Annotated in this window: 19 protein-coding genes; 12 read left to right on the top strand and 7 right to left on the bottom strand. The window is 60.1% G+C overall.

What is annotated here, in order from left to right; all coding sequences use genetic code 11:
- Window positions 1-243 precede the first annotated feature (243 nt).
- From FAZ30_RS15230 to FAZ30_RS15210, 5 genes are all read right to left on the bottom strand, one after another.
- Window positions 244-879, bottom strand: coding sequence for a peroxiredoxin (locus FAZ30_RS15230; RefSeq protein ID WP_137009751.1), 636 nt, complete (start codon window positions 877-879; stop codon window positions 244-246).
- Window positions 880-1,123: 244 nt separating this feature from the next.
- Window positions 1,124-3,613, bottom strand: coding sequence for a TcfC E-set like domain-containing protein (locus FAZ30_RS15225; protein ID WP_124641094.1), 2,490 nt, complete (start codon window positions 3,611-3,613; stop codon window positions 1,124-1,126).
- Window positions 3,614-3,698: 85 nt separating this feature from the next.
- On the bottom strand, window positions 3,699-4,190 hold the full coding sequence (locus FAZ30_RS15220; RefSeq protein WP_168190860.1) for a CS1 type fimbrial major subunit: 492 nt from the start codon (window positions 4,188-4,190) through the stop codon (window positions 3,699-3,701).
- 36 nt (window positions 4,191-4,226) lie between these two features.
- Complete coding sequence (locus FAZ30_RS15215) at window positions 4,227-5,018, bottom strand: molecular chaperone (RefSeq protein ID WP_124641098.1); 792 nt, start codon at window positions 5,016-5,018, stop codon at window positions 4,227-4,229.
- Window positions 4,996-6,168: an EAL domain-containing response regulator gene (locus FAZ30_RS15210; protein WP_124641100.1), complete on the bottom strand. Its 1,173-nt coding sequence runs from the start codon at window positions 6,166-6,168 to the stop codon at window positions 4,996-4,998. Before FAZ30_RS15210 ends, FAZ30_RS15215 begins: the two co-directional genes overlap by 23 nt.
- Window positions 6,169-6,318: 150 nt before the next feature.
- On the opposite strand from FAZ30_RS15210, the gene FAZ30_RS15205 reads away from it, so the two are divergent.
- The 6 genes from FAZ30_RS15205 to FAZ30_RS15180 all read left to right on the top strand — a co-directional run bounded on the left by FAZ30_RS15205 (window position 6,319) and on the right by FAZ30_RS15180 (window position 14,727).
- Window positions 6,319-6,945, top strand: a complete 627-nt coding sequence (locus FAZ30_RS15205) for a response regulator (protein WP_158613527.1) — start codon at window positions 6,319-6,321, stop codon at window positions 6,943-6,945.
- The gene (locus tag FAZ30_RS15200; protein WP_137009749.1) at window positions 6,932-10,402 is read left to right on the top strand and encodes a response regulator; all 3,471 of its coding nucleotides are present in this window, start codon (window positions 6,932-6,934) and stop codon (window positions 10,400-10,402) included. The genes FAZ30_RS15205 and FAZ30_RS15200 overlap by 14 nt, the downstream gene beginning before the upstream one ends.
- Window positions 10,403-10,468: 66 nt before the next feature.
- Window positions 10,469-11,722: a hypothetical protein gene (locus FAZ30_RS15195; RefSeq protein ID WP_137009748.1), complete on the top strand. Its 1,254-nt coding sequence runs from the start codon at window positions 10,469-10,471 to the stop codon at window positions 11,720-11,722.
- 371 nt (window positions 11,723-12,093) lie between these two features.
- Window positions 12,094-12,561 (top strand): OmpA family protein, encoded by a 468-nt coding sequence (locus FAZ30_RS15190; protein ID WP_168190859.1) that lies wholly within the window; start codon window positions 12,094-12,096, stop codon window positions 12,559-12,561.
- Between the two features lie 151 nt (window positions 12,562-12,712).
- Window positions 12,713-12,979 carry a putative hemolysin gene (locus FAZ30_RS15185; RefSeq protein WP_137009746.1) on the top strand — a complete coding sequence of 89 codons (267 nt, stop codon included), beginning with the start codon at window positions 12,713-12,715 and terminating at the stop codon, window positions 12,977-12,979.
- 494 nt (window positions 12,980-13,473) lie between these two features.
- Window positions 13,474-14,727: a sensor domain-containing diguanylate cyclase gene (locus FAZ30_RS15180; RefSeq protein WP_342773759.1), complete on the top strand. Its 1,254-nt coding sequence runs from the start codon at window positions 13,474-13,476 to the stop codon at window positions 14,725-14,727.
- 267 nt (window positions 14,728-14,994) lie between these two features.
- Here FAZ30_RS15180 and alaC read toward each other — a convergent pair whose 3' ends face one another.
- Window positions 14,995-16,200 (bottom strand): alanine transaminase, encoded by a 1,206-nt coding sequence (alaC, locus tag FAZ30_RS15175; RefSeq protein WP_137009744.1) that lies wholly within the window; start codon window positions 16,198-16,200, stop codon window positions 14,995-14,997.
- A gap of 190 nt (window positions 16,201-16,390) precedes the next feature.
- On the opposite strand from alaC, the gene FAZ30_RS15170 reads away from it, so the two are divergent.
- Entirely contained in the window at window positions 16,391-16,861 is a 471-nt protein-coding gene (locus FAZ30_RS15170) for an Lrp/AsnC family transcriptional regulator (RefSeq protein WP_137009743.1), read from the top strand.
- A 33-nt stretch (window positions 16,862-16,894) separates the two neighbouring features.
- On the opposite strand, the gene FAZ30_RS15165 is transcribed toward FAZ30_RS15170, so the two are convergent.
- Window positions 16,895-17,656: a dimethylarginine dimethylaminohydrolase family protein gene (locus FAZ30_RS15165; RefSeq protein ID WP_137009742.1), complete on the bottom strand. Its 762-nt coding sequence runs from the start codon at window positions 17,654-17,656 to the stop codon at window positions 16,895-16,897.
- 297 nt (window positions 17,657-17,953) lie between these two features.
- Here FAZ30_RS15165 and modA point away from each other — a divergent pair, with 297 nt between their 5' ends.
- Genes modA through FAZ30_RS15140 form a run of 5 tightly spaced genes read left to right on the top strand, consistent with a single transcriptional unit; the run spans window position 17,954 to window position 21,456 of the window.
- Window positions 17,954-18,703, top strand: a complete 750-nt coding sequence (gene modA, locus FAZ30_RS15160) for a molybdate ABC transporter substrate-binding protein (RefSeq protein WP_137009741.1) — start codon at window positions 17,954-17,956, stop codon at window positions 18,701-18,703.
- A gap of 1 nt (window position 18,704) precedes the next feature.
- Window positions 18,705-19,391: a molybdate ABC transporter permease subunit gene (gene modB / locus FAZ30_RS15155; RefSeq protein ID WP_137009740.1), complete on the top strand. Its 687-nt coding sequence runs from the start codon at window positions 18,705-18,707 to the stop codon at window positions 19,389-19,391.
- Between the two features lies 1 nt (window position 19,392).
- Window positions 19,393-20,100 carry an ATP-binding cassette domain-containing protein gene (locus FAZ30_RS15150; RefSeq protein ID WP_137009739.1) on the top strand — a complete coding sequence of 236 codons (708 nt, stop codon included), beginning with the start codon at window positions 19,393-19,395 and terminating at the stop codon, window positions 20,098-20,100.
- The gene (locus tag FAZ30_RS15145; protein WP_168190857.1) at window positions 20,093-20,653 is read left to right on the top strand and encodes a nitrogen fixation protein NifQ; all 561 of its coding nucleotides are present in this window, start codon (window positions 20,093-20,095) and stop codon (window positions 20,651-20,653) included. The genes FAZ30_RS15150 and FAZ30_RS15145 overlap by 8 nt, the downstream gene beginning before the upstream one ends.
- Window positions 20,650-21,456: a TOBE domain-containing protein gene (locus FAZ30_RS15140; protein ID WP_124641128.1), complete on the top strand. Its 807-nt coding sequence runs from the start codon at window positions 20,650-20,652 to the stop codon at window positions 21,454-21,456. Before FAZ30_RS15145 ends, FAZ30_RS15140 begins: the two co-directional genes overlap by 4 nt.
- Window positions 21,457-21,467 lie beyond the last annotated feature (11 nt).

The following is a 21,467-nucleotide window of genomic DNA, read 5'->3' as shown; positions in this document are numbered from 1 at the left end:
TATATCGATAAGCAATAAAAAATGCTCTGGTTAGCAAAAATTTCGCTAAAGAAGCCGCGCAAGGCAGGCAAAAAAATGCCGGATCGCAAGATCCGGCTGAAGAAGAGACATGCAAGAAGGAGAAACAGAGACAACTCAAGACAACTCAGGACAACAACAAATTCGACTTCGCTACGCCCCCTCCCGGCTTGTCGGCATTGGCCGACCTTGAGCAGGGAGCGCAGCGAATTATTGCAAGCGGCCCTAAACCGGCTGTGGCGTCAGGCGCAAATAGGGCCTGACCGCACGATAACCCTGAGGGAATTTCTGGCGGATCAGCGCCTCATCCTGCAGCGACGGCACGATCACCACTTCCTGCCCCTGTTCCCAGTTGGCTGGCGTGGCAACACTGTGTTTGTCGGTCAGCTGCAGCGAGTCGATCACCCGCAGGATCTCGCGGAAGTTACGACCGGTGCTGGCCGGATAGGTAATGATCAGCCTCACCTTGTGCGACGGGTCGATAATGAACAGCGAACGCACGGTATGGGTGCTGCTGGCATTGGGGTGAATCAGATCGTAAGCCTCGGACACCTTGCGGTCAGCGTCGGCAATGATGGGAAAATCCACATTGGCCTGCTGGGTGTCGTTGATGTCGGCAATCCAGCCGTGGTGGGCCTCTACCGGATCGACCGACAAGGCCAACACCTTGACATTGCGCTGGCTGAATTCCTGCTTCAGCTTGGCGGTCACCCCCAGTTCGGTCGTGCACACCGGGGTGTAATCGGCCGGGTGGGAAAACAGTACAGCCCAGCTGTCGCCCTTCCAGGCGTGGAAATTCAGCTCACCCGCCGTGGATTGCTGGCTGAAGTCGGGGGCGATATCGCCAAGTCGCAGTGTCATATTGCTTCCTGTTCAGTGTGATTGCGGTATGGGCTTAGTGCGGCTAACAAAAACCCTGCGGCGGCGTAACGCCGCCTTGCCCCAGGGGCGCTACGCTATTTTGTTAGCCGCTCTTACTGTAATCGGCCGGCCTGGCCAGTGGAAACAAGGAAAACTGCGTTACTTATCAGCAAACCGGAGGATGGCAGGCGCTACTGCGCAAGCCTGCCGCGCCCGGCTGGGAGGCTGCCAGCCGGGTCTTGTTTTATAACAGCGGGCCGGGGCGGCTGGCAGGCGGCAGGCTGGCGCTATCTGTTGCGTGCTGAGCCAGCAAGGGCGCGCAGCGGATATCGCCGACAAACTGTACATCCTGTGCTTTGGCCGGCGGATTGCCCGCCAGCTTGAACAGGCACTGGCGCTGGCCGTTCAGCTTGATTTCCAGTTCTGGCTGGCTGGCACTGACATCCACGCTAAAGAAGCCATCGCTGTCGCTCATGGTGCGCCCGGCATGGTTGATGACGGCCGCACCGGCCAGCGGACGGCCATCGGCCCCTTGCAGGCGACCGGCCAGGGTGACGATCTTGCGCACATTCACCACCACGTAATCCACGCCGCCCTTGTTGAGGTGATAGCTAGACTGGGCCGGGCTGATGCTGGCGGCCGTGGCGTCGCGCTCGGCGAAATAGAAGCTGAACTTGCCTGGGCGATAAGGCGAGGCCGGCAGCAGATTGCGTCCGCGATGCAAGGTGTAGTGCCCGCCGCTGCTGTCTTCTGCATGCAGGGTCAACTCCGGGATGTCCGATGCCACATCCACAATGACTGCGGTATCGACTGCACTGGACACCCCGTCGGCCGACAGCGCCACCGCCTGGCCATTCAGTGCCAGGGTGCTTTCCACGTTGACGCCGCCACTGAAACGGCCGCCTTGCGCGGCGCGTGCCAGATAGGCATCGCCTTGTGCCAGCGCATGCCGCCATTGCACATCACCAGTGACACCCAGGCCGTAACGATCGGCATTCAGCCCTATGCCATATTGCTGCAGCCACGATGCCTCCTGACGCTGGCGCAAGGTAAGGCCGGCATATTGCTCGCGATTGCTGCCGCCCCCGTTGCGGCTTCCCAGGGTGGCGCTGAAGCTGCGGCCCTCACTGGCAAAATCCAGGTTCAACGACAGCTCGATGCCACGGCTGCGCTGCCCGCCCATGCCGCCATAGGGGCGGTCGAACATCGACAGCCGGGACACCAGATCGCTACCCCACAGCTTGTGGCGCCGGCTCAGGCCCAGATCCAGCCCCACACCCTGGCCCTGGCCATTGCCATGACTGAGCCGGGCCGACAGGCTGTCGCCCCGGCCCAGTTGCTGCTGCCAGGTCAGGTTGACGGTACGCACCGGCTGGCTGCCGCCATCGGGCAGGCTTTGCCGCCACTGGCTCAGCCCCAGCAGCACGCTGCCGTCACCAAAACCGCCATACCATTGCAGATCTGCCTGATTACCGGCCTGCCCGCTGTGCAGCCAGTTGGCAATCAGCTTGCTGTCGCTGGTGAAATCCACCGCCACCGATGCGCCATGGCCGCCGTGCTGTCCGGTGCGCGCCACATTGATGCCGGCCACCAGTTGCGGCAGTACCAGGTAATTGAGATTGCCGCCCCAGACCGGCTCACCGGCGTCGCTGCCGTCAAAATTATCCAGCAACTTGCGCTGCTGGCCGGCAAACAGGTTGTAGCGCCAGCGCTGTTCGGCACTGCCCCAGCTGGGCGATTTGTAAATCCATTCGCTTTGCGTGCTGTGCAGCACGCCGTCCTGCAATAGCCTGACTTCTACCTGATACACCCCCTCGGGCAGGCTGCGGGTGTTGACCAGTTGCAAACCGGAGCTGACCGGCTGGCTATGCAGCAGCACGCCATTGCGCAGCACTTCCACCATGCCGTCACGGTTGGCGGTGACATAAATCGGATAGCTGCTGGAGAAATCGTGACTACTCCTGAGCGTGGCGGAACTGCCTGCCATCACACCCAGGGTGGTGCTGCCACTGCCAGCCAGCGGGCGTGGCAGCAACACCATCTGTTGGTTGTCCGGGGTGAAATAACCCAGCCGCACATAGTTGCCCGCATATTCACGCTGGGCATACAGCTGGGTCAGCGCGTGACGCCAGCCGGCATCCATGCCGCTGCTGCGGCTGAGTAGTGCGCCGCCGTGACTGGTCCAGTTGCCCAGGCTGCCGCTCACGTCCAGTGCGTAGCGTCCACCTGCCCCGCCCTGCTGTGCACCCGCCAGGTTCAACTGGCTGCGTGCAATCATGCCCTGGCTGCCCGCCGCGGGCGGCAGGATATAAGCCCCGGCCTGCTCATGGCTTTCGGCATGCTGACTCAGCAGGTAGAGCGTGGCGTTTTCCACGCTGTAATGCATGCCGAGCAAGCCACGCGGGCAGTCGGTCTTGCAGTCACCCAGCGGCTTGGCTTCGCTCAGATAGTGTTGCCAGACTGTCTGCAGCGTGGTCTGCCCTTGCGGGCCAGCATCGCTGAACTGCAGCAACTGCACGCGGCCGTCGCGGCTGAGCGCCAGCAAGGCATCCCCCAGGAATGCGCCATTGAGTTCGACGCGGCTGGCTTGCGGGCTGGTAAACAATCGATCGGCGAATTCTGCGGGAATATCTTCTGCCTGCTGCTGCAGGGAGGGTGTCAGCACAGTAGTACCTGCTGTCGCCACACCACTGACCAGCAGCCAGGCCGCCAACAGTGTATTGGTATGCAACATCGGTCTCGGAAGTTAAAAAAGGCACGCCGGACGGCGCGCCAAAACCATCGAATGAAAAAAAGAAAACGGCGCTACCGCCGACAAATCAGCCGCCCGGTGCCACGCTCTCAAACATCATGTTGACCACTGCGTTGTACTGGCCGGCCTGATAACCATTGCTGGGTTTTACCGGTTCCAGCGCCAGGGTTACCCGCTTGCTGACTGCCGCATTGGTGGCCGACATCACTTCCACCTTGCTGGTACTGCCCACTTCCAGCTTCTTGTCCGCCACTTTCACGTTCAGCGGGATGGCGTTCTGGCCATTGCTGCTGTACAGGATGGCGGCTTCTTCCAGATAGCCCTGGATCGGGCCCAGCGTGCTCTTCATTTCCAGCGTTTTTTGCAAAGGCTCCAGGTTGCTGGTGCCGGGCTGCCAGGTCATGTTCTGCACCTGACCGCCCCAGCCGCCAACTGGCGTGACATAAAAATTGTCGGACGGAATACGCGCTTCCACCGTCAGTTGCAACTTGCTTGTTTCCGCCAATGCATTGCCCCACACAGTCGCCAGTGCTAGCGCCAAAAATAATTTCTTCATCATGTACATCTCCATATTGTTTCCAAGCACAGCTCGACATCAGGGAAGGGATACGGGCTTGGATCGTGTCCCCTCTATCAACTCGAAGTGGTAACGCCGCTGTGGCGTTCGCTCCAGGCGCAAGCTTGCCTGCGGCAAGACATGGCGCTTTACCGCATCGGTACAGACATTGCCGGCCTCGCACTGGTACAAGGCCTCCAGCACGATGGTGCTGTTGCCGCGATTGCTGACGACGAAGGCATCATCCTTGCTGTCCAGCACGGTGTCGTAATGCTCGACATGCGGCCGGACAATCAGAAAAGCGCCATAGCCAGTCAGCACGTTCACCCCGGCATCCAGCGAGTTCTGGTATTGATTGGCCGCCTTGTCATCCAGCCCGAATTCGTCTTTTTTCTGCGGCAAAACCGGCACGAAGCGCACGCGGTAATAGCTTTCCCGCTCACGCGAGCCGACATGCAGCAGCCGCACGCTGCTGGCAGAAGATGCCGGGACGATCACATGTGAGGGACTGGCAATCAGCCCCTCCAGCCTGGCACCGTCTTCGGCGCGGGTGACGGGCAGTTCGCGATGCTTGCCATTGCTGTCGTACACCACTTCATGGATGGTGATCCGGACAAATGCGGTATTGCTGCCGCTGTTGTAGATCCGCTTCAGGATGGAACTGCGGTCATGATCGATATAGTTGTACAACGCACCGATGCTGATGACCGGCCCGGCCTGCGCCAGGCCCGCAGCCAGCAGTGTGATAATCAGAATGATCAAGCGCATTTCTTTCCTTCCTCTTTCCGCCTTGCCCGCCGGACAGCCATCAAAACCGGTTTCCGATTTCATGTGCACTCATCGGCCGCGCCAGAAAATAGCCCTGGCCGGTGCTGATATCCAATTGACGGGCAATGTCCAGATCCTGCGTGCTTTCGATTCCTTCCAGCACCACATCGGTCACCGCCAGACTTTTGGCCATGCCGACTGCGGCGGCCAGTACGGTCAGGCCATCCCGGCCGCGACTGGCTGCCCGCAACAGGCTTTGGTCCAACTTGAGCTGTGTCAGCGGCATCTGGCTTAATAACTGCAAATTGGCATAGCCACTACCAAAGTCATCCAAGGCCAATTGAAAACCATGCAGCCGCAAACTCGCCATATTGCCCAATACCTGAGCCAGATCAGATAGCTCTTCGGTTTCGGTGACTTCGATGATAATGCTGGCGGGATCAATACCGCGCCGGCTGGTTTCTTCAATCAACACTGCCGCAAAATCGCTCTGCTTTAATAACTGCCAACCCAGATTGAATGCCAGAGAAACGCGCAGGCCTTGCGCATGCCAGCGTTGTAAATCTCTCAAACCCTGATGCAGCATTTGCCATGTCAATTGCCTGAGCGCATCCGGATCATCAAACAACTCCTGAAAGCTGGCCGGCGTGAGCAAGCCATAATAAGGATGATCACAGCGTGCCAGTAATTCGGCACCGATATAATCCATGGTATCCAGATTGAATTTTGGCTGGTAATGCGCAACAAATTGACCTTTGCATAAAGAGTCCCATATCTCCTCACTATTCAGATACACAGGTGCAGACAATCTGCCTTCCGGCAATTCCGAGCCAGCTTCCGTAGCCAGCACCCGGCGCAAATCCTCACAAGAAACAGGCTTTTGCACGCTCCCCAGCACCTGCCAATGTGACTCCCTGGCTGCCATTTCAGCCGCTTGCAAGATGCGGTGATCATAAGAACTCATCAGTATCAGGGCCGCAGGCTTTACCCCGCGCGCTGCCAGCATTCTGATTAAGCCAATGCCATCCATATCCGGCATTTGCAGGTCACAAATAAGTACATCAAAAGGCTCGGCAGCTGGCTGGCATATTGCTGCCAGGGCGCTGCTGGCGCAGGCGGCCTCGGTAATATTTTCAAAACCGATAGTGCGTAACAAATCAGCAATCAGAAAACGCTGTGGCGCGTGATCGTCAATTACCAAGAATCTCGTCATAAATTCACCTTACTCATAGCGGGCTATTGTATCCAAGAGAAGTCTTAACTAAATATGCGATCTGTCTTTATTTTTGTATGAAATTTCCTAAAATAGACAAAAACACTTCTGAATTGTTATTATTCGCCGCTAATGAGCATCAGGACACCCATGAAATCAATTGTCATCATCGACGATCACCCAGCCATTCGCATCGCCATTCGCGGCTTATTCCATAATGCAAATGAATTTAATGTTCTATTGGATACGGGTAATGGTATGGATGGCCTGGCCTTTTTAAAAAAGAAGGCAGCCGATTTGATTATTCTGGATCTGGAGTTGCCGGATATCGACGGCTTTGAGGTATGGCAGCGTGTTTGCGCCGCCCATTTGCCGAGTAAGGTTTTATTCTTGTCCGCCAAGAATGAAAACATTTACGCGCTACGCGCCCTGAAATGCGGCGCGCACGGCTATATCAGCAAAAGCAAGGATCTGGAAGACATCTTTCAAGCGGCCAACATGATCTTGGCGGGCTATACCTTTTTCCCCCAGGCCGCCATGCAGAGCCTGAATTCGGCAGGCGATCCGACAGTGGATGGTGCGATCGGCCGCTTGTCCAATCGCGAATTGATGATTGCGCGCCTGCTGGCCCAGGGTTTGTCCAATCTGGATATCGGCCGACAACTGGCCATCAGCAACAAGACTGTCAGCACTTACAAGACGCGCATCTTCCAGAAACTCAAGGTGCAGTCGGTGATGCAGCTGGCGCAGCAGGTACAGATTCATGCGGCGGACTGAGTACTGGCTTGGCGGACTGTGCCTGGTGCTGTGCTGGTTTGCCCGGCTAGCGCTGGCAGAGCCGCTGCCGCTACAGCTCTACCCCGGCCAGCCCGCCAGCCAAACCGGCATTGAACGCCAGCGCCCGCCACTCAAGGTGGGCATGGTGCTGGATGAGTACATTCCCTACTACGTGCGCAAGGACAGCACGCAGCTGGAAGGCATCAGCGCCGATTACCTGGCGCTGATCGGCCGCCAGCTTGGCCGGCACATCGAGGCCCTGCCCTTCAGCGACAAACAGCAGGCGCTCCAGGCCTTGCGCGCCGGCAGCATAGATCTGCTGGCAGGCAACCAGAGCGATCAGGCGGCAGACCTGCTCGGCACGCATGCTTATTTCCCCAATCGCCTCATCGAGGTAAGGCGGGTTGATGATGGCAATACGCGCCGCCCGCGCATTGCCATCGGCAAACATCCCGCCCTGGCGGCACAGCTGACCCGCATTTATCCGGGCAGCCCGATACAGCGCTTTGACAATGGCTTGCAGGCCTTGCAAGCCGTCGCCTTCCAGCAGGCCGATCTTTATATTGGCAACCCCACCGAAGCGAATTTCCTGATCAACCAGCTATCGCTGGACAGCCTGGAAATTGCCAACTACTCCGCGCTGGAAGACGATCCCTTCGTGTTTTTGCTGCGCCAGGACCAGCGCCCGCTGCAGGCCAGCCTGAATGATGCCCTGGCTGCCATTCCCAGTCGGGTGGAGCTGGAGGTTCAGAAGCGCTGGCAGGGTGGCAATGAACACTACAACATCAGCCAGCAGATCAAGCTGTCGCCCAGCGAACAGGCCTGGATTCAGGCGCATCCCGTCGTGCGCTACGCCGTACCGGGCGATCTTTACCCGCTGGCCTTCAAGACCAGCCCGGATGCCCCGGCCGCCGGCATGTCCATCGAGCTGCTGCAGAAGATTGCCCAGCGCACCGGCCTGCGCTTCGTCGAAGCGCCCCGCAGTGGCGACCACCGGCTGGTGGATTTTTCCAGAGGTGAGGTCGACATCATTCCCAATCTGGCGGTGTCTGAGCGCCGCCGCCAGGACATGCTGTTTTCCGTACCCTACGCCCATTCGCTGTGGGGGGTGATCACCCGCGATGACGAAAGCGCTATCCGTTCGCTGACGGACCTAGCAGGCAAGAAGGTGGCCATCATCCGCCATTCGGCGGCCCGGGAAAGCATCAGCGACCCGGCCCTGCGTGCGCGCATCCAGTTCGTGGAAGCCCCTGACATGCTCGGCACCTTCCGCCTGCTGGCCGAGCACAAGGTCGATGCCAACATCAATAGCCTGCTGACCGCCAACGCCATCGTGCGCAATGGTGAACTGGGCCAGTTCAAGGTCATCGGCACGGCCAACCAGACACCGCTGGACATCGCCATTGGCACCAGCCGCGCCCTGCCGGTACTGGCCGAAATCATCAACAAGGCAGTGCTGGCCATTCCGCAAGAGGAACTGGACAAGCTGCGCCTGGACTGGGTCAACAGCAAGGCCAGCACCATGCATGTCGGCCTGAGCCGCCTGAACGACCGCAACTACCAAGCCATGATCTGGCTGCTGGTGGCCAGCCTGGTGGCGCTGCTGGTGCTGATCGCCTATCGTAGCCGCCGCCACTGGCGACAGCAGCGCGTCTTGCGCGAACGGCTGGACACCCTGGGCCGCCTGGTAGACCAGCTGCCGTTTGCCCTCTTCATCAAACTGCCCGGCAGCGGTATCGAGCTGTCCAACCCGCCTTACCGCGAACTCCTTGCACAAAGTGACGATGGCGCACTGGAGGTACTGCAGCGCGACATCATTGCCACCGCCCGGGCCGAAGGCAGCACGCAGCGGGAGGGTCAGGTCAGCACCCGCCAGGGCAAGCAGGACTTGCTGCTATGGGCCAAGCCCTTTGTCACGCTTACCCAGGATGAGGGCGCAATCCTGGGCGGTTGGTTCGACATCACCCCGCTCAAGCACAGCGAGCGGGCGCTGGAGCAGGCCAGGGACGATGCCGAAAGCGCCAACCGTGCCAAAACCACCTTTCTGGCGGTGATCAGCCACGAAATCCGCACGCCGATGAATGCCATTCTCGGCCTGCTGGAACTGGAGCTGAAAAAAGCCGCCAACAGCAATCTGAGCACCATTTTCCAGTCAGCCACCAGCCTGCTGCACCTGCTGGATGGCATTCTGGACCAAGCCAAGATGGAAGCCGGCCAACTGAGCATCGCGCCGCATCCGGCACAGCCCTGGCGCATGCTGGCCAGCATGGCGGCTCTATACGGGCCGATTGCCAAGGAAAACGAGCTGGTACTCACGCTGCATACCGACCCAGCCCTGCCCGACACGCTGTACATGGACGAAAAGCGGGTCAGCCAGATTCTGGGCAACGTGCTGGGTAATGCGATCAAGTTCACCGAACACGGCGACATCCGCATCGACTGCCAGTGGCAGGCACAGTCATCCGACCAGGGCGTGTTGCAACTGGACATCAGCGACACCGGGCGCGGCATTTCCAGCGAGGCACAGGCAGGCATCTTCGATGCCTATACGCAGGAGAATCCAGCCGCCAAATCCGGCAGCGGTCTTGGCTTGTGGATCTGCGCCAACCTGCTGCGGCAGATGGGCGGCGACATCAGCCTGTCCAGTCAACTGGGCGTCGGCACCACGGTATCGATCCGCATACCCTGCCGCTGCGATTGCGCTATCAGCCATGCCGCGGCCGCGCCGCCTCAGCAGCGGATAGAAACCGCATCGCGGGTGCTGGTAGTGGATGACCATCCGGCCAACCGGCTGCTGCTGCAACAACAACTGAATTTTATCGGCTTGCACGACATCCGCAGCCTGCCCAGTGCAGAAGAGGCGCTGAGCTTGCTGGCAACCGAGCACTGCGACATCGTCATCAGCGACTGTTTCATGCCGGGCATGGATGGCTTCAGCCTGGCGCGCCAATTGCGCGCACGTCCAGGCAAACAGCCCTACATCATCGGCTACACCGCCGATGCCCGGCCGCGCAATCTGGAGCAGGCCCTGGCCGCCGGCATGGATTGCTGCCTGATCAAGCCGGTCAATATCGAGCAACTGACGGCAGCGCTGGCCGCCTGCCCGCAGGACGATGCCAGCCAGCAACGCCGGCACATCCTGCAGCAGCGTATTGCCGGGCTGAAGCTGGCCACGGTATCGCGCCAGCAATTCATCGACCTGATGCAAGAAAGCAATCAGCAGGACATCGCCGCCCTGCAGCAGGCCTGTGCGCAGGCCGATTTTGTGCAGATGGCCGGCCTGACGCACAAGCTGATGGGTGCCGCGCGCATGGTGCAGGACCAGGAAATGCTGTCGCTCAGCGAACTGCTGCAAGACAGCGTCAGCCAGCAGTCGCTGGCGGAATGCCGCGAGATCGTGGCTGACCTGATGCAAGCCGTGGCCGAATGCAATGCCATGCTGGAGCAGGCGCGCTGACCCACGCAGCCCCTTACCCGGCGCGACCGCACCGTCGTGCCTTCACCCTGGAACAAAGGCAAAGCAATGCAACACCGCAAGCGCAGCAGCACCTGGCGACACCAACTGGTCGGCAGCCTTGCCGCCTGCCTGCTGGCTGCCAGCGCCAGCGGGGTGGAGCTGAACATCAGCGCGCGCTTTCGCCCTTCCGTGCTGTCACCACAAACCATGCAATTTGAAAATACCACCCCACAAGGCAGCTATTGCGGCCGCTGGCCAACATATTGCACCGACAAAAAATTCAGCATTACCTTTCCGGTTAGCTGGTCCTACCCCAGCATGAAAAGCGGGGAAACCGATCCGCGCAAGGGCGTGTACATCAAGGTGCCCAATACCTTCCGCACGGTGCAGGTGGTCAATAGCCAGACCGGGCAAACCAGCCAGCTGCGCTTTCGGGTCAGTGGCATGGCCAGCACCTTCAACCTGACTCGAAGCTTAATGGATATCACAGGTGCCAGTAATTTTATTGAAGCCCATGACAAACTCTGGGTCAGCAGTTACTGGAACTATCCATCAGGCAAATGCACGAGAATAACGGACGCCTGGGCCTCAGACAGATGGGGAGCTGCGATCTGGGGGTATCCGGAGAGTGCTGATGGATGTTACAAGCTGGCGGCCTATACCATCCCCGCCCCTGGCATCAGCATGACCGATGCCGGCTTGATGTACGAACTGCAAACCCCCAGCCCGCTGGAACTGGGCAATGGCGAGTACAAAGGCAGCCTGGAGTACCGTATCGGCCCCGGTCAGGATTTTGATTTTGGCGACACCGCCACCGCCGATGCCAGCAGTGTCAAAATCAATTTTGTCTTGAGCGTGGCACATGAACTGAAAGTGAACTACCCGGACAACGCCCGACAGGTGCTGCTGGAGCCTGCCGGTGGCTGGGCGGTATGGCTACAGCAGGGCCGCGCCCCCGGCCCACTGCAGCGCGATATCCCGTTTACCGTGGCCAGCTCGGGCAACTTCAGTGTGCGACTGGAATGCCAGTACACGGTGGGCCGCCATTGCGGCATTGCCAATGGCAAACAGCTGGTGGTGCCGGTGGCCACCGCGCTGAGCATGGAGGGCTTGCGGGTGAAAGACAGCGGCCAGAAGGCTGCGCGCACACCACTGAGCAATGCGGCCGCGGTGGTGTTCGGCTCTCAGGCTGCCAGCGCCGCGCGCCGTTCGCAGCTGCACTTTACCGTGGCGGCACCAGATGTGACGGCCATGGCCAAGCAAAGCGGCGAGCGCTTTGTGGGTACGGTCACCCTGGTATTCGACGCCGGTGCCATCTGAAGCAGATTGTCCCCCGGGACTGCTAGCGCAACTTTTCATGGCGGCGGATGTGCAGAGGATGCGATGGCGGATAAGGGCCTACCGCTCAATGCCTGCCCTGCCCTGCGGGGCAGCTTCCAGAGTAATGCACTAGCTGGCCACCCGGCTCACTCGACAGCCCTCAGCGTGTCATGACGGGCATGCCGGCCGATCTTGCTGTCATCCGATATCATGGTTGTGCGTTATCCGTATGGAATAGCCTCTGTTCTACAAGCGCGAACTTTCATAACATCGTCATGTCGGACTGCTTTCATCCATGCTGGGTGCGACATCGACTCAGGCCGATGCGAAGAATGCCCAGCAACGCCCTTACTCCACACGGAACCATCACCATGAAACGTCTTCTGCTTGGCTGCCTGCTCACCACCACTCTGGCAGCCTGTTCCAGCACCAATAGCCAGCAAGCCGCCACCACTGGCAACAATGCCATCAACAAGCCGACCGCCACCCTGTCCTCAGCAAACAGCAACAGCCCAGCCCAGGCTGTGCTGAACCAGAAAATCGACGCCAATATGGCGGCAGCTCCCGGCTTTATCCCCTTTGCTGCAACGGATAGCACGCTGGACCCCGTCGGCAAGGGGCAGATCCTGCGACAGATCAGCAGCATCCAGGCCATGAAAAAGATCACCCTGCGCGGCTATTGCTACCGTGGCAGCTCGAACAAGGCCAAGCCGGTGGCACAAGCCCGCGCCGCCGAAGTTCGAGACTTCCTGGTGACCGCCGGCATACCGGCCAAGCGCATCACCATCCGCATCAATACCGACAAGAAGCAGCACGGCGTGCAGATCGCCAGCAGGTAATTCGGCTAGCCCGTCAACCAGCCCCGACAGACAAAGCCGGGCCGCAACTGCGCGCCCGGCTTTGCTTTGCCCCATACAGATCATCCGCGCCAGGACCAGCAATGCCCGCGCTATACTTGCGCCATTGCAGCAAGCGTCCCTGGAGCCATGCATGTCCGCCCTTACCCGCCCTCGCTACCCTATCCCCGCCTTGCTCGGCCTGTTGCTGGCCGGCTGCGCGACTTCATCCACCACACCCTCCCCTGGCATGGTGGGCATGGCCAATCCCGCCTCGGTGTACTGCATCAAGCAAGGTGGCCAGTTGCTGCCGCAAAAAGACAGCGCGGGCAATGAGTTTTCCCTGTGTCAGCTGGCGGATGGCCGGGTCATCGAGGAATGGGCCTTGTTCCGCCAACAGAAGCAGCCGCCCCAGCCCTAAGCGCCACGAACAAAACCGCGCAGAGAACCCAGTCCAACGCGCGCCAATACCGGCCGTACAAGATGTACGGCCAGGAGGCGTCATGCAGAGCGCCGGGTTTTGTTGGCGCTTCCAAGTCACACCGGCTCCGGCTAGCACTTTCTTCTTTCGAACCCCCAACGCTTCACCGCGCCTGCCGCCCAGCCCCCTCTGCTGACGACACAGCAAGCTGGGCTTTAACGCATAGTTGGGTTATAAACAGGGCAGGGAACGCACGGCAAATGCGTCTTCCCACCATAATAATATTGGTTCAAATAAGAAATATATCGGGGTGAGTCATGCGTGGCCGGTACCATAAACAGATTATTTTCATTTCCCTCATTATCAGCATCGGTTTTTCCCTCAGCGCCGTCGTCACTTATTCACGCGAAAAGAGCGAAGCCGAAAAAAGGGTTCTGGAAGAATCCCTGCCCTTGATTGGGGATTCCATTTACACCGAAATACAAAGCAACATCATGAATCCGGTAGATATTGCCACCTTCATGGCCCATGATAGCTTTGTGCGTGACTGGATAATCGACAAGAACAGCAACCCCGTCACCATTCGCAAATATCTGCGCGGAATAAAAGAAAAATACAATGCCACCACGGCTTTCCTGGTGGATAATGCCGAAAAGAAATACTACACCGATAGCGGCAGCCAGCTTGTACTGCACAAGAATACGGCAAGGGATGCCTGGTATTGGCGGGTATTGGCCGACCCGGCCATCTATGAGCTTAATCTGGGCAAATACCAGGAAAATGACTCGCTGCTGGTTTTTGCCAATGAGAAAATTTTCGATGATCAAGGCCAGATCATCGGCATTGTCGGCATCAGCCTGGAGCTGCACCGCTTCAAGAAAATCATCGATAAATACGCCGACAAATACAATAACGCCATTTACATATTTGATCAGTCCGGCAATATCATCATCCGCAGCAGCGTCTCGGCCTTTCCGCCCCACTTTGATTTCAAGTCGATGAATACGGCCATTCATCAGGACGAGTCAGTACCGCATAATTTCCTGCTGCAATCCACAGCAACAGAGCGCATTGTCGGCATACGCAAACTGCCGGGCAGTAGCTGGTATCTGGCCGTGGAAGAAGATGTATCAGAGACGCTGGCAAACGAGAAAAAATCGATGATAGAAACCCTGCTGGTCAGCATTATCTCCAGCATTATCGTCATCCTGTCCACTACTGGCCTGGTATACAACACCCAGAGAAAACTGTTTGCCGCCGCCACGACCGACCCGCTCACTGGCCTGCTCAATCGCAATGCCTTTCACGAGCGCATTCGCCGTCAGCCCAAGCGGCATGGCGAGCAGGCTTTCCTGCTGGCCATGATAGACATCGACCACTTCAAGGCAATCAATGACAGCCACGGCCATCAGCTTGGCGACGAGGTGATTCGTGACTGCGCCCGCGCCTTGCGCGAGGCGGCCTCAGACGGAGATATCCTGGCGCGTTGGGGTGGTGAGGAGTTTCTGCTGTTTTCACCGCAGCCCGATGGCTGTGACCAGGATAGCTGCCGGCAGTGGCTGGACGATATCCGCGCCAATATTGCCGCTCGCCGCATCCACTGCCACGGCGTGGAGATGTGCGTGACGGTGAGCATCGGCTATACGCTGGCCAAGAACAGTGCCAACTGGGAACAAGTGCTGGAGGTAGCCGATCAGGCCTTGTATGCCGCCAAACAGGCTGGCCGCAACCGGGTGATGGCTGCTTGATCGCTTGAGCTTCTGCCAGGAAAAAGCTGGCCGGCACTACCGGCCAGCTTTCAGATTATTGACAAACCCCTCTCGCTTTCTGAAAAGAAAGCGAGGCCCCCTTGCAGGGCAAGGGCGGGGGGATCGGGAATAGAGGGGAAGGCTGCGGAATCAAGCAGTTAGTTGGAAGGCCCGGCTTTGCCGGGTCCAGTGCAATCGCACCAAATAACTTTGTCAGCAGCCTGAAAGCTGGCCGGAACTACCGGCCAGCTTTGTTATTGCGCCCGCTCAGGCGGTTATCTGCGCTTCCTTGAACATGGCCTTGATGCCACGCAGCGCCTGACGGATACGGGCCTCGTTCTCGATCAGCGCAAAGCGCACATACTCATCGCCCTGGTCGCCAAAACCGATGCCGGGCGACACGCATACCTTGGCCTGCTCCAGTAGCAGTCGGGCAAATTCCAGCGAGCCCAGGTCGCGCCATTTTTCCGGAATGCGCGCCCAGATATACATGGAGGCCTTGGGGCATTCCACTTCCCAGCCGATCTCATTCAGCCCTTTCACCAGTACATCGCGGCGCTGCTGGTATTTTTCGGCAATATCACGCACGCACTGCTGATCGCCTTCCAGCGCGGCAATGGCGGCCACCTGCAAGGGAGTGAAGGTGCCGTAGTCGTGGTAACTCTTCATCCGCGCCAGCGCCGCCACCAGATCGGGGTTGCCCACCATGAAGCCAATACGCCAGCCGGCCATGTTGTAGCTCTTGCTCAGAGTGAAGAATTCGACGGCGATATCCTTGGCGCCCGGCACCTGCATGATGGACGGGGCCTTCCAGCCATCGAACACGATGTCGGCATAGGCCAGATCGTGCACCACGAAGATGTCGTGCTTCTTGGCCAGGGCAATGACTTTTTCGAAGAAATCCAGCTCCACGCACTGCGCAGTAGGGTTAGACGGAAAGCCCAGCACCATCATCTTGGGCTTGGGGTAGCTGCCACGGATGGCCTTTTCCAGCTCGGCAAAGAAATCGATGCCCGGCACCAGCGGTACCGAACGGATTTGCGCGCCAGCAATCACCGCGCCGTAGATGTGAATCGGGTAACTGGGGTCCGGCACCAGCACGGTGTCGCCACCATCCAGCGTGGCCAGCATCAGGTGGGCCAGGCCTTCCTTGGAGCCAATGGTGACAATCGCCTCGCTATTGGGGTCGATATCTACCGCATAGCGGTCCTTGTACCAGCGGGAAATGGCGCGACGCAGGCGTGGAATGCCCTTGGACGCGGAATAACCGTGGGTATCGGGGCGCTGCGACACTTCGTTGAGCTTGGCCACAATATGCGGCGGCGTGGCGCCATCGGGGTTGCCCATGCTCAGGTCGATGATGTCCTCGCCGCGCTGTCTGGCGGCCAGTTTCAACTCGGCGGTGATATTGAATACGTAGGGAGGGAGACGATCGATGCGCGCAAAGCGGCGCTTGCCTGCAGAAGAAGCCATGTGAACCTTTCACGTAAGCGCCCGGAACCGTCCGAGCGACGTTGCCCATGTAGGGGCAGACTCATCGTAAAAGCGGATGCCGCATGGCACAAGCATTTTTTTGACGGCCAGCCGGCTTGACAAGGCCGGGGTGGGCCGCTCCAATCGTAAGCCTTGCCCCACCATGCCGGGCTTCGCGAAAACAGGAAACATGGATCACAAGCCCAGTCTTGACCGCATCGACCTGAAAATCCTGGAAGTATTGCAGCGGGATGGCCGCCTGCCTTTTCAGCGCCTGTCCGAGCAGGTAAACCTGACCGCCCGCCCCTGCCTGGAGCGGGTCAGACGGCTGGAAAAATCCGGCATCATCAAGGGTTACAGCGCCATTGTCGACTTGCCCCAGGCCGCACCGGCGCTGGTGGTACTGGCCCAGGTGTCGCTGGCCGACCACGTGGTGTCGCAGCAGGCATTTACCCGCGAAATCCAGGCCACGCCACAGGTGCTGGATTGCTGGCTGGTCAGTGGCAGCTTTGATTTCCTGCTGCGCATCGGCTGCCAGCATATCGACGAATACCGCCAACTGGCCGACCGCTGGCTGGCCAGCACTGCGTTTCACATCGAAAAAATCCTCACCACCACCGAATTGCAGCAGATCAAGCGCGACGGCGCGGCACGGCCCTGAGCCGGCTCGCGCGCCGCGCGACAGCCTAGCGCCTCAGAAGCGCAGCGACAGGCAGGTCAGGCCGCCATCCATCTTGCGGATTTCGCTGGTATCGGTCTGGATGATGGGCAGGCCCAGTGCCTGCAACTGGCGCAGGGTATGCGGATAGCCGCTGGGGGTGATCAGCGTGTCGTTGATCCACAGCGTGTTGCCGGCGTACTCCTCCTGCGGGCTGAGCACGATTTGCGCAAAGCCAGTGAATGCCGGGTTGTTGACGGCATCTTCCGATAAAATCAGCGTATTGCGCCCCACGTAGTTGACGATGGATTTCAGGTGCAGCCCCGCGCCCACCGGCACCGCCTGCACGCTATAGCCAAATTTCTCCACTGCGGCGGCAAACTGGCTGATGCCCGCCTCGTTGGTGCGGCTGGACAGCCCGATAAAAAAGCGCTTGTCCACCATCAGCACGTCACCGCCATCCATGTGCGCGCCCTCTCCCAGCCACACGGCATGCCGGAACCGCGAAACCAGCGGGGCAATGCTGTGGATTTCACCACGGCGGGATGGCGCTCCCGGATTGGTGATGATGGCCAGCTCCGGCATCAGCACGGCGGTGTCTTCCACAAAATGGGCGTCGGGATAATCCGGCTGCGCCGGCAGGGTGGTCACGGTCAACCCCAGTTGCAGCAGGATGTCGACGTAAGCACGAAACTGCTGCCGGGTCAGCTCGGCGTCCGGCGCGCCCAGGCTGGCGGTGGTCAGGCCAGTGGCAACAGAATCGGCAGGCAGGCGGGTAATGGCTTGGGTAAAGTACATGGCGGGCTTTCCGGTGGCGTCAGCAAACATGACAGGCAGAACCTGTCTTCCTGCCCACCATTCTAGGCAGCTCGTCCCCGCCGGAACGGTCGTTCTGCAAGGCCGCCACAGCCGGTTTGCGCTGTCATACAGCACACTGGCAGCGCAGTTACTCTTGACCGTCCAGACAGCCATCCGGCATGTCGCAGCGACAGCCACACTAGCAACTTCAGCCGACAGGCCCTTCCCCGGAAGGATTATTTCCCAGCGTTATATATCCGGGTATATTACGCCTTCACACGCAAACCGGAGCCCGCAATGAAAGCAAGGCTGATTGCCCTTTCCCTGTGCAGCATGCTGCTGGCAGGCAACACCCTGGCCGGTGAAATCACCGTTTCCGCTGCCGCCAGCCTGACCAACGCGTTCAAGGACATTGCCCGTGGTTTTGAAGCACAGAACCCCGGCAGCAAGATCAATTTCAATTTCGCTGCGTCCGGCGCACTGCTGCAGCAAATTGCCAAGGGGGCACCGGTGGATGTCTTTGCCTCGGCCGACCAGGAAACCATGGACAGCGCGGTGAAGCAGAAGCTGGTCAATAGCGCGGACCGCAAGGACTTTGCCCGCAATGCGCTGGTCGTGATTGTGCCGACCGACAGCAAGCTGAAGCTGCAGCAGCTAAACGATTTGCAGCAGGCCGCCATCAAGCATGTGGCACTGGGCATCCCGGCCAGTGTGCCGGTGGGCCGCTACGCTAAGCGGGCACTGGAAAACGCCCGCCTGTGGCCGGCGGTAGAGGCCAAGGCCATCAATACCCAGAATGTGCGGCAGTCGCTGGACTATGTCGCCCGTGGCGAAGTTGAGGCCGGGTTTGTCTACCAGACCGACGCTGCCATCATGCCGGACAAGGTGAAAGTGGCCTTCAGCGTGCCGCTGGACGAGGTCATTTCCTACCCGGTGGCGCGCACCGCAGCCAGCAGCAATGCTGCCGAGGCGCAACGCTTCGTCAATTACCTGCTGTCGCCGGCAGCACAAGCCGTGCTGAGCCGCTACGGCTTCCAGAAGCCCTGAGATGGGCGACTGGCTTGCCGACCCGGCGTGGACGGCACTTTCCCTGTCACTGCGGGTAGCCGGCTGCGCCACCCTGCTCAATCTGCTGCTGGGCGTGGCAGTGGGCCTGCTGCTGGCGCGTGGCCGTTTCCCCGGCCGCGATCTGCTGGACACCCTGCTGACCCTGCCCATGGTGATGCCACCCACCGTGCTGGGCTATTACCTGCTGACCCTGCTGGGGCGGCGCGGCCCGCTCGGTGCCTGGCTGCAAGAGCAGTTTGGCATCAACCTGATTTTCACCTGGCAAGGCGCGGTGATCGCCGCCGCACTGGTGGCATTTCCGCTGGTATACAAGCCGGCCCGCGCCGCCTTCGAAGCGGTGGATGGCCAGCTGGAACAGGCCGGCCGCGTGCTGGGAGTATCGGAAATCGGCATCTTTTTCCGCATTACCCTGCCCCTGGCCTGGCGCGGCATTCTGGCTGGCCTGCTGCTGGCCTTTGCCCGTGCGCTGGGCGAATTCGGGGCCACGCTGATGGTGGCCGGCAGCATTCCCGGCAAGACCCAGACCCTGTCGGTGGCCATTTACGAAGCGGTCCAAGCCGGCCAGGACGACAGTGCCAACCGGCTGGTGCTGGTGACTTCGGTGGTCTGTGTGCTGGTGCTGTTGCTGGCCGGCAAGCTGGCACCGGGCCGGCTGGCGGAGCGCTGACATGAACACGCCACGCTTCGACCTCGCCATCAGCCAGACCCTGCGCAGCGGCACCCGCAGCTTCCAGCTGGAACTCAAGCTGCAAAGCCCCTGCCAGCAGCTGGTGGTCTATGGCCCGTCCGGGGCCGGCAAAAGCATGTTGCTCAAGACCATTGCCGGGCTGAACCGGCCGGATGCTGGCCATATCCGGCTGGATGGCCGCTGCCTGTTCGACAGCGCACAAGGCATTTGCCTCAGCCCGCAGCAAAGGCAGCTGGGCTATCTGTTTCAGGACTACGCACTGTTTCCCCACCTGACCGTGCGGCAGAACATCGGCTTCGGCCTGCAACGCGGCTGGCGCAATCCCGCGCGCCAGCGGCACGATGCGGCCGTGGATTACTGGCTGGAGGCCTTTGGCCTGACCGCACAAGCCGGGCAGCTGCCCGCCACCCTGTCCGGCGGACAGCGTCAGCGCACCGCGCTGGCCCGCGCCCTGGTCACCGAACCGCGCGCCTTGCTGCTGGACGAACCCTTCTCGGCGCTTGACCCGTCCTTGCGTCAGCAATTGCGCGCCGAGCTGGCGGAACTGCTGCAACGCTTGCGCATTCCCTTGCTGCTGATCACCCACGATGCCGACGATGTGCGCTGCTTTGGCGAACAAACCCTTTATCTGCAGGATGGCCGACTGGTCGAGCCACCTACCAGCCAGACGGAGACTTCCCATGGATGACTTCCAGCAACAATGCGCTTTCCGTCTGCTGACTCGCGCCGTGCTCGGTGTGCTGCGCAATGCACAGGATGGCGAACTTCCCCTGTATGCCTGGACGCTGGGCCTGCCGCAGCAGGCCGTGCTGGAGCTGCTGGCCACCTGCGCCCCGGAATTAGGCCACATGGAAGCGCTGACCGATGTGCAATACCAGCAGCTGCTGTCGCTGCAGCCGCCATTACACACTGCGCTGCTAGACATGCTGCTGGCCAACCGCTCGGCGGCGGAGAACGCGCAACACAGCAGCTGGCTGGCGCATGTGGTGGCAGTGGCCAGCCTGGGCAGTCGTCACCTGTGGGAGGACATGGGCTTGTCTGGTCGGCATGAGCTAAACCAGCTGCTGCAGTACTACCTGTATCCGCTGTATGCGCGCAATCAGGCTGACATCAAGTGGAAGCGTTTCCTGTATGCGGAACTGGGCGAGCAACTGGGTCTCCCCCAACTGAAGCCACCGCAGTGCGGGCGCTGCCAGGAGCACGCCGCCTGCCTGCCCACCCTGGCGGAGCAGCCGACATGAAGCAACAGGACATCACCCTGCAAGGCGCGCTGTGGCTGAGCATGGCCGGCGAGAAATTTGGCAGCCCACAGCATCTGGCCTTGCTGGCGCAGATAGACAGCAGCGGCTCCATCAGCCAGGCCGCCCGCACCACCGGCATCAGCTACAAGGCCGCCTGGGATGCCATCGACCACATGAATAATCTGGCTGGCGAACCGCTGGTGGAGCGTTTGTCCGGCGGCAAGGGTGGCGGCGGCACCCGGCTGACAGCGCGTGGCCGGCAACTGGTGGCCAATTACCAGATCATCGAGCGGGAGCATCAACAGTTCCTGTGCAATCTGCAGCGTCAGGCCGGCAGCATGGCCGACGACCTGCTACTTTTGGGAGGCATGAGCATGAAAACCAGTGCGCGCAACCAGTTTCTGGGCAAGGTAGTCGCCATCAAGACCGGTGCGGTGAATGACGAGGTAGAGCTGGAAATAGCCGACGGCCTGCGGCTGGTGGCCATCATCACCCACGACAGTGCCGCAAGCCTGGGGCTGACTGCCGGCGCGACCGCCTATGCCCTGATCAAGGCCTCCTCGGTCATCGTCGGCAGCGGCCACGACGGCATGCGCCTGTCGGCGCGCAACCAGCTGCACGGCACGGTCAGCCGCTTGTTGCCGGGCGCGGTGAATACCGAAGTAGTGATCGAACTGGCCCCCGGCAGCAGCATCGCCGCCATCATCACCAATGGCAGTGCCAGCGAGATGGGGCTGCAAGTGGGCAGCCCGGCTTGTGCCATCTTCAAGGCATCCAGCGTGATTGTGGGTGTGCCGGGCTGAACCGGTTCTGT

The sequence above is a fragment of the Aquitalea aquatilis genome, from assembly GCF_005155025.1.
Classification (GTDB): Bacteria; Pseudomonadota; Gammaproteobacteria; order Burkholderiales; family Chromobacteriaceae; genus Aquitalea; species Aquitalea aquatilis.
Note: the sequence above shows the minus strand (reverse complement) of the source record. Positions and strands in the feature narration are given on the sequence as shown.

Coding starts and splice junctions, on each gene's coding strand:
- FAZ30_RS15230 (WP_137009751.1), bottom strand. CDS start 879: ATGACACTGCGACTTGGCGATATCGCCCCCGACTTCAGCCAGCAATCC.
- FAZ30_RS15225 (WP_124641094.1), bottom strand. CDS start 3,613: ATGTTGCATACCAATACACTGTTGGCGGCCTGGCTGCTGGTCAGTGGT.
- FAZ30_RS15220 (WP_168190860.1), bottom strand. CDS start 4,190: ATGATGAAGAAATTATTTTTGGCGCTAGCACTGGCGACTGTGTGGGGC.
- FAZ30_RS15215 (WP_124641098.1), bottom strand. CDS start 5,018: ATGAAATCGGAAACCGGTTTTGATGGCTGTCCGGCGGGCAAGGCGGAA.
- FAZ30_RS15210 (WP_124641100.1), bottom strand. CDS start 6,168: ATGACGAGATTCTTGGTAATTGACGATCACGCGCCACAGCGTTTTCTG.
- FAZ30_RS15205 (WP_158613527.1), top strand. CDS start 6,319: ATGAAATCAATTGTCATCATCGACGATCACCCAGCCATTCGCATCGCC.
- FAZ30_RS15200 (WP_137009749.1), top strand. CDS start 6,932: ATGCGGCGGACTGAGTACTGGCTTGGCGGACTGTGCCTGGTGCTGTGC.
- FAZ30_RS15195 (WP_137009748.1), top strand. CDS start 10,469: ATGCAACACCGCAAGCGCAGCAGCACCTGGCGACACCAACTGGTCGGC.
- FAZ30_RS15190 (WP_168190859.1), top strand. CDS start 12,094: ATGAAACGTCTTCTGCTTGGCTGCCTGCTCACCACCACTCTGGCAGCC.
- FAZ30_RS15185 (WP_137009746.1), top strand. CDS start 12,713: ATGTCCGCCCTTACCCGCCCTCGCTACCCTATCCCCGCCTTGCTCGGC.
- FAZ30_RS15180 (WP_342773759.1), top strand. CDS start 13,474: ATGAATCCGGTAGATATTGCCACCTTCATGGCCCATGATAGCTTTGTG.
- alaC (WP_137009744.1), bottom strand. CDS start 16,200: ATGGCTTCTTCTGCAGGCAAGCGCCGCTTTGCGCGCATCGATCGTCTC.
- FAZ30_RS15170 (WP_137009743.1), top strand. CDS start 16,391: ATGGATCACAAGCCCAGTCTTGACCGCATCGACCTGAAAATCCTGGAA.
- FAZ30_RS15165 (WP_137009742.1), bottom strand. CDS start 17,656: ATGTACTTTACCCAAGCCATTACCCGCCTGCCTGCCGATTCTGTTGCC.
- modA (WP_137009741.1), top strand. CDS start 17,954: ATGAAAGCAAGGCTGATTGCCCTTTCCCTGTGCAGCATGCTGCTGGCA.
- modB (WP_137009740.1), top strand. CDS start 18,705: ATGGGCGACTGGCTTGCCGACCCGGCGTGGACGGCACTTTCCCTGTCA.
- FAZ30_RS15150 (WP_137009739.1), top strand. CDS start 19,393: ATGAACACGCCACGCTTCGACCTCGCCATCAGCCAGACCCTGCGCAGC.
- FAZ30_RS15145 (WP_168190857.1), top strand. CDS start 20,093: ATGGATGACTTCCAGCAACAATGCGCTTTCCGTCTGCTGACTCGCGCC.
- FAZ30_RS15140 (WP_124641128.1), top strand. CDS start 20,650: ATGAAGCAACAGGACATCACCCTGCAAGGCGCGCTGTGGCTGAGCATG.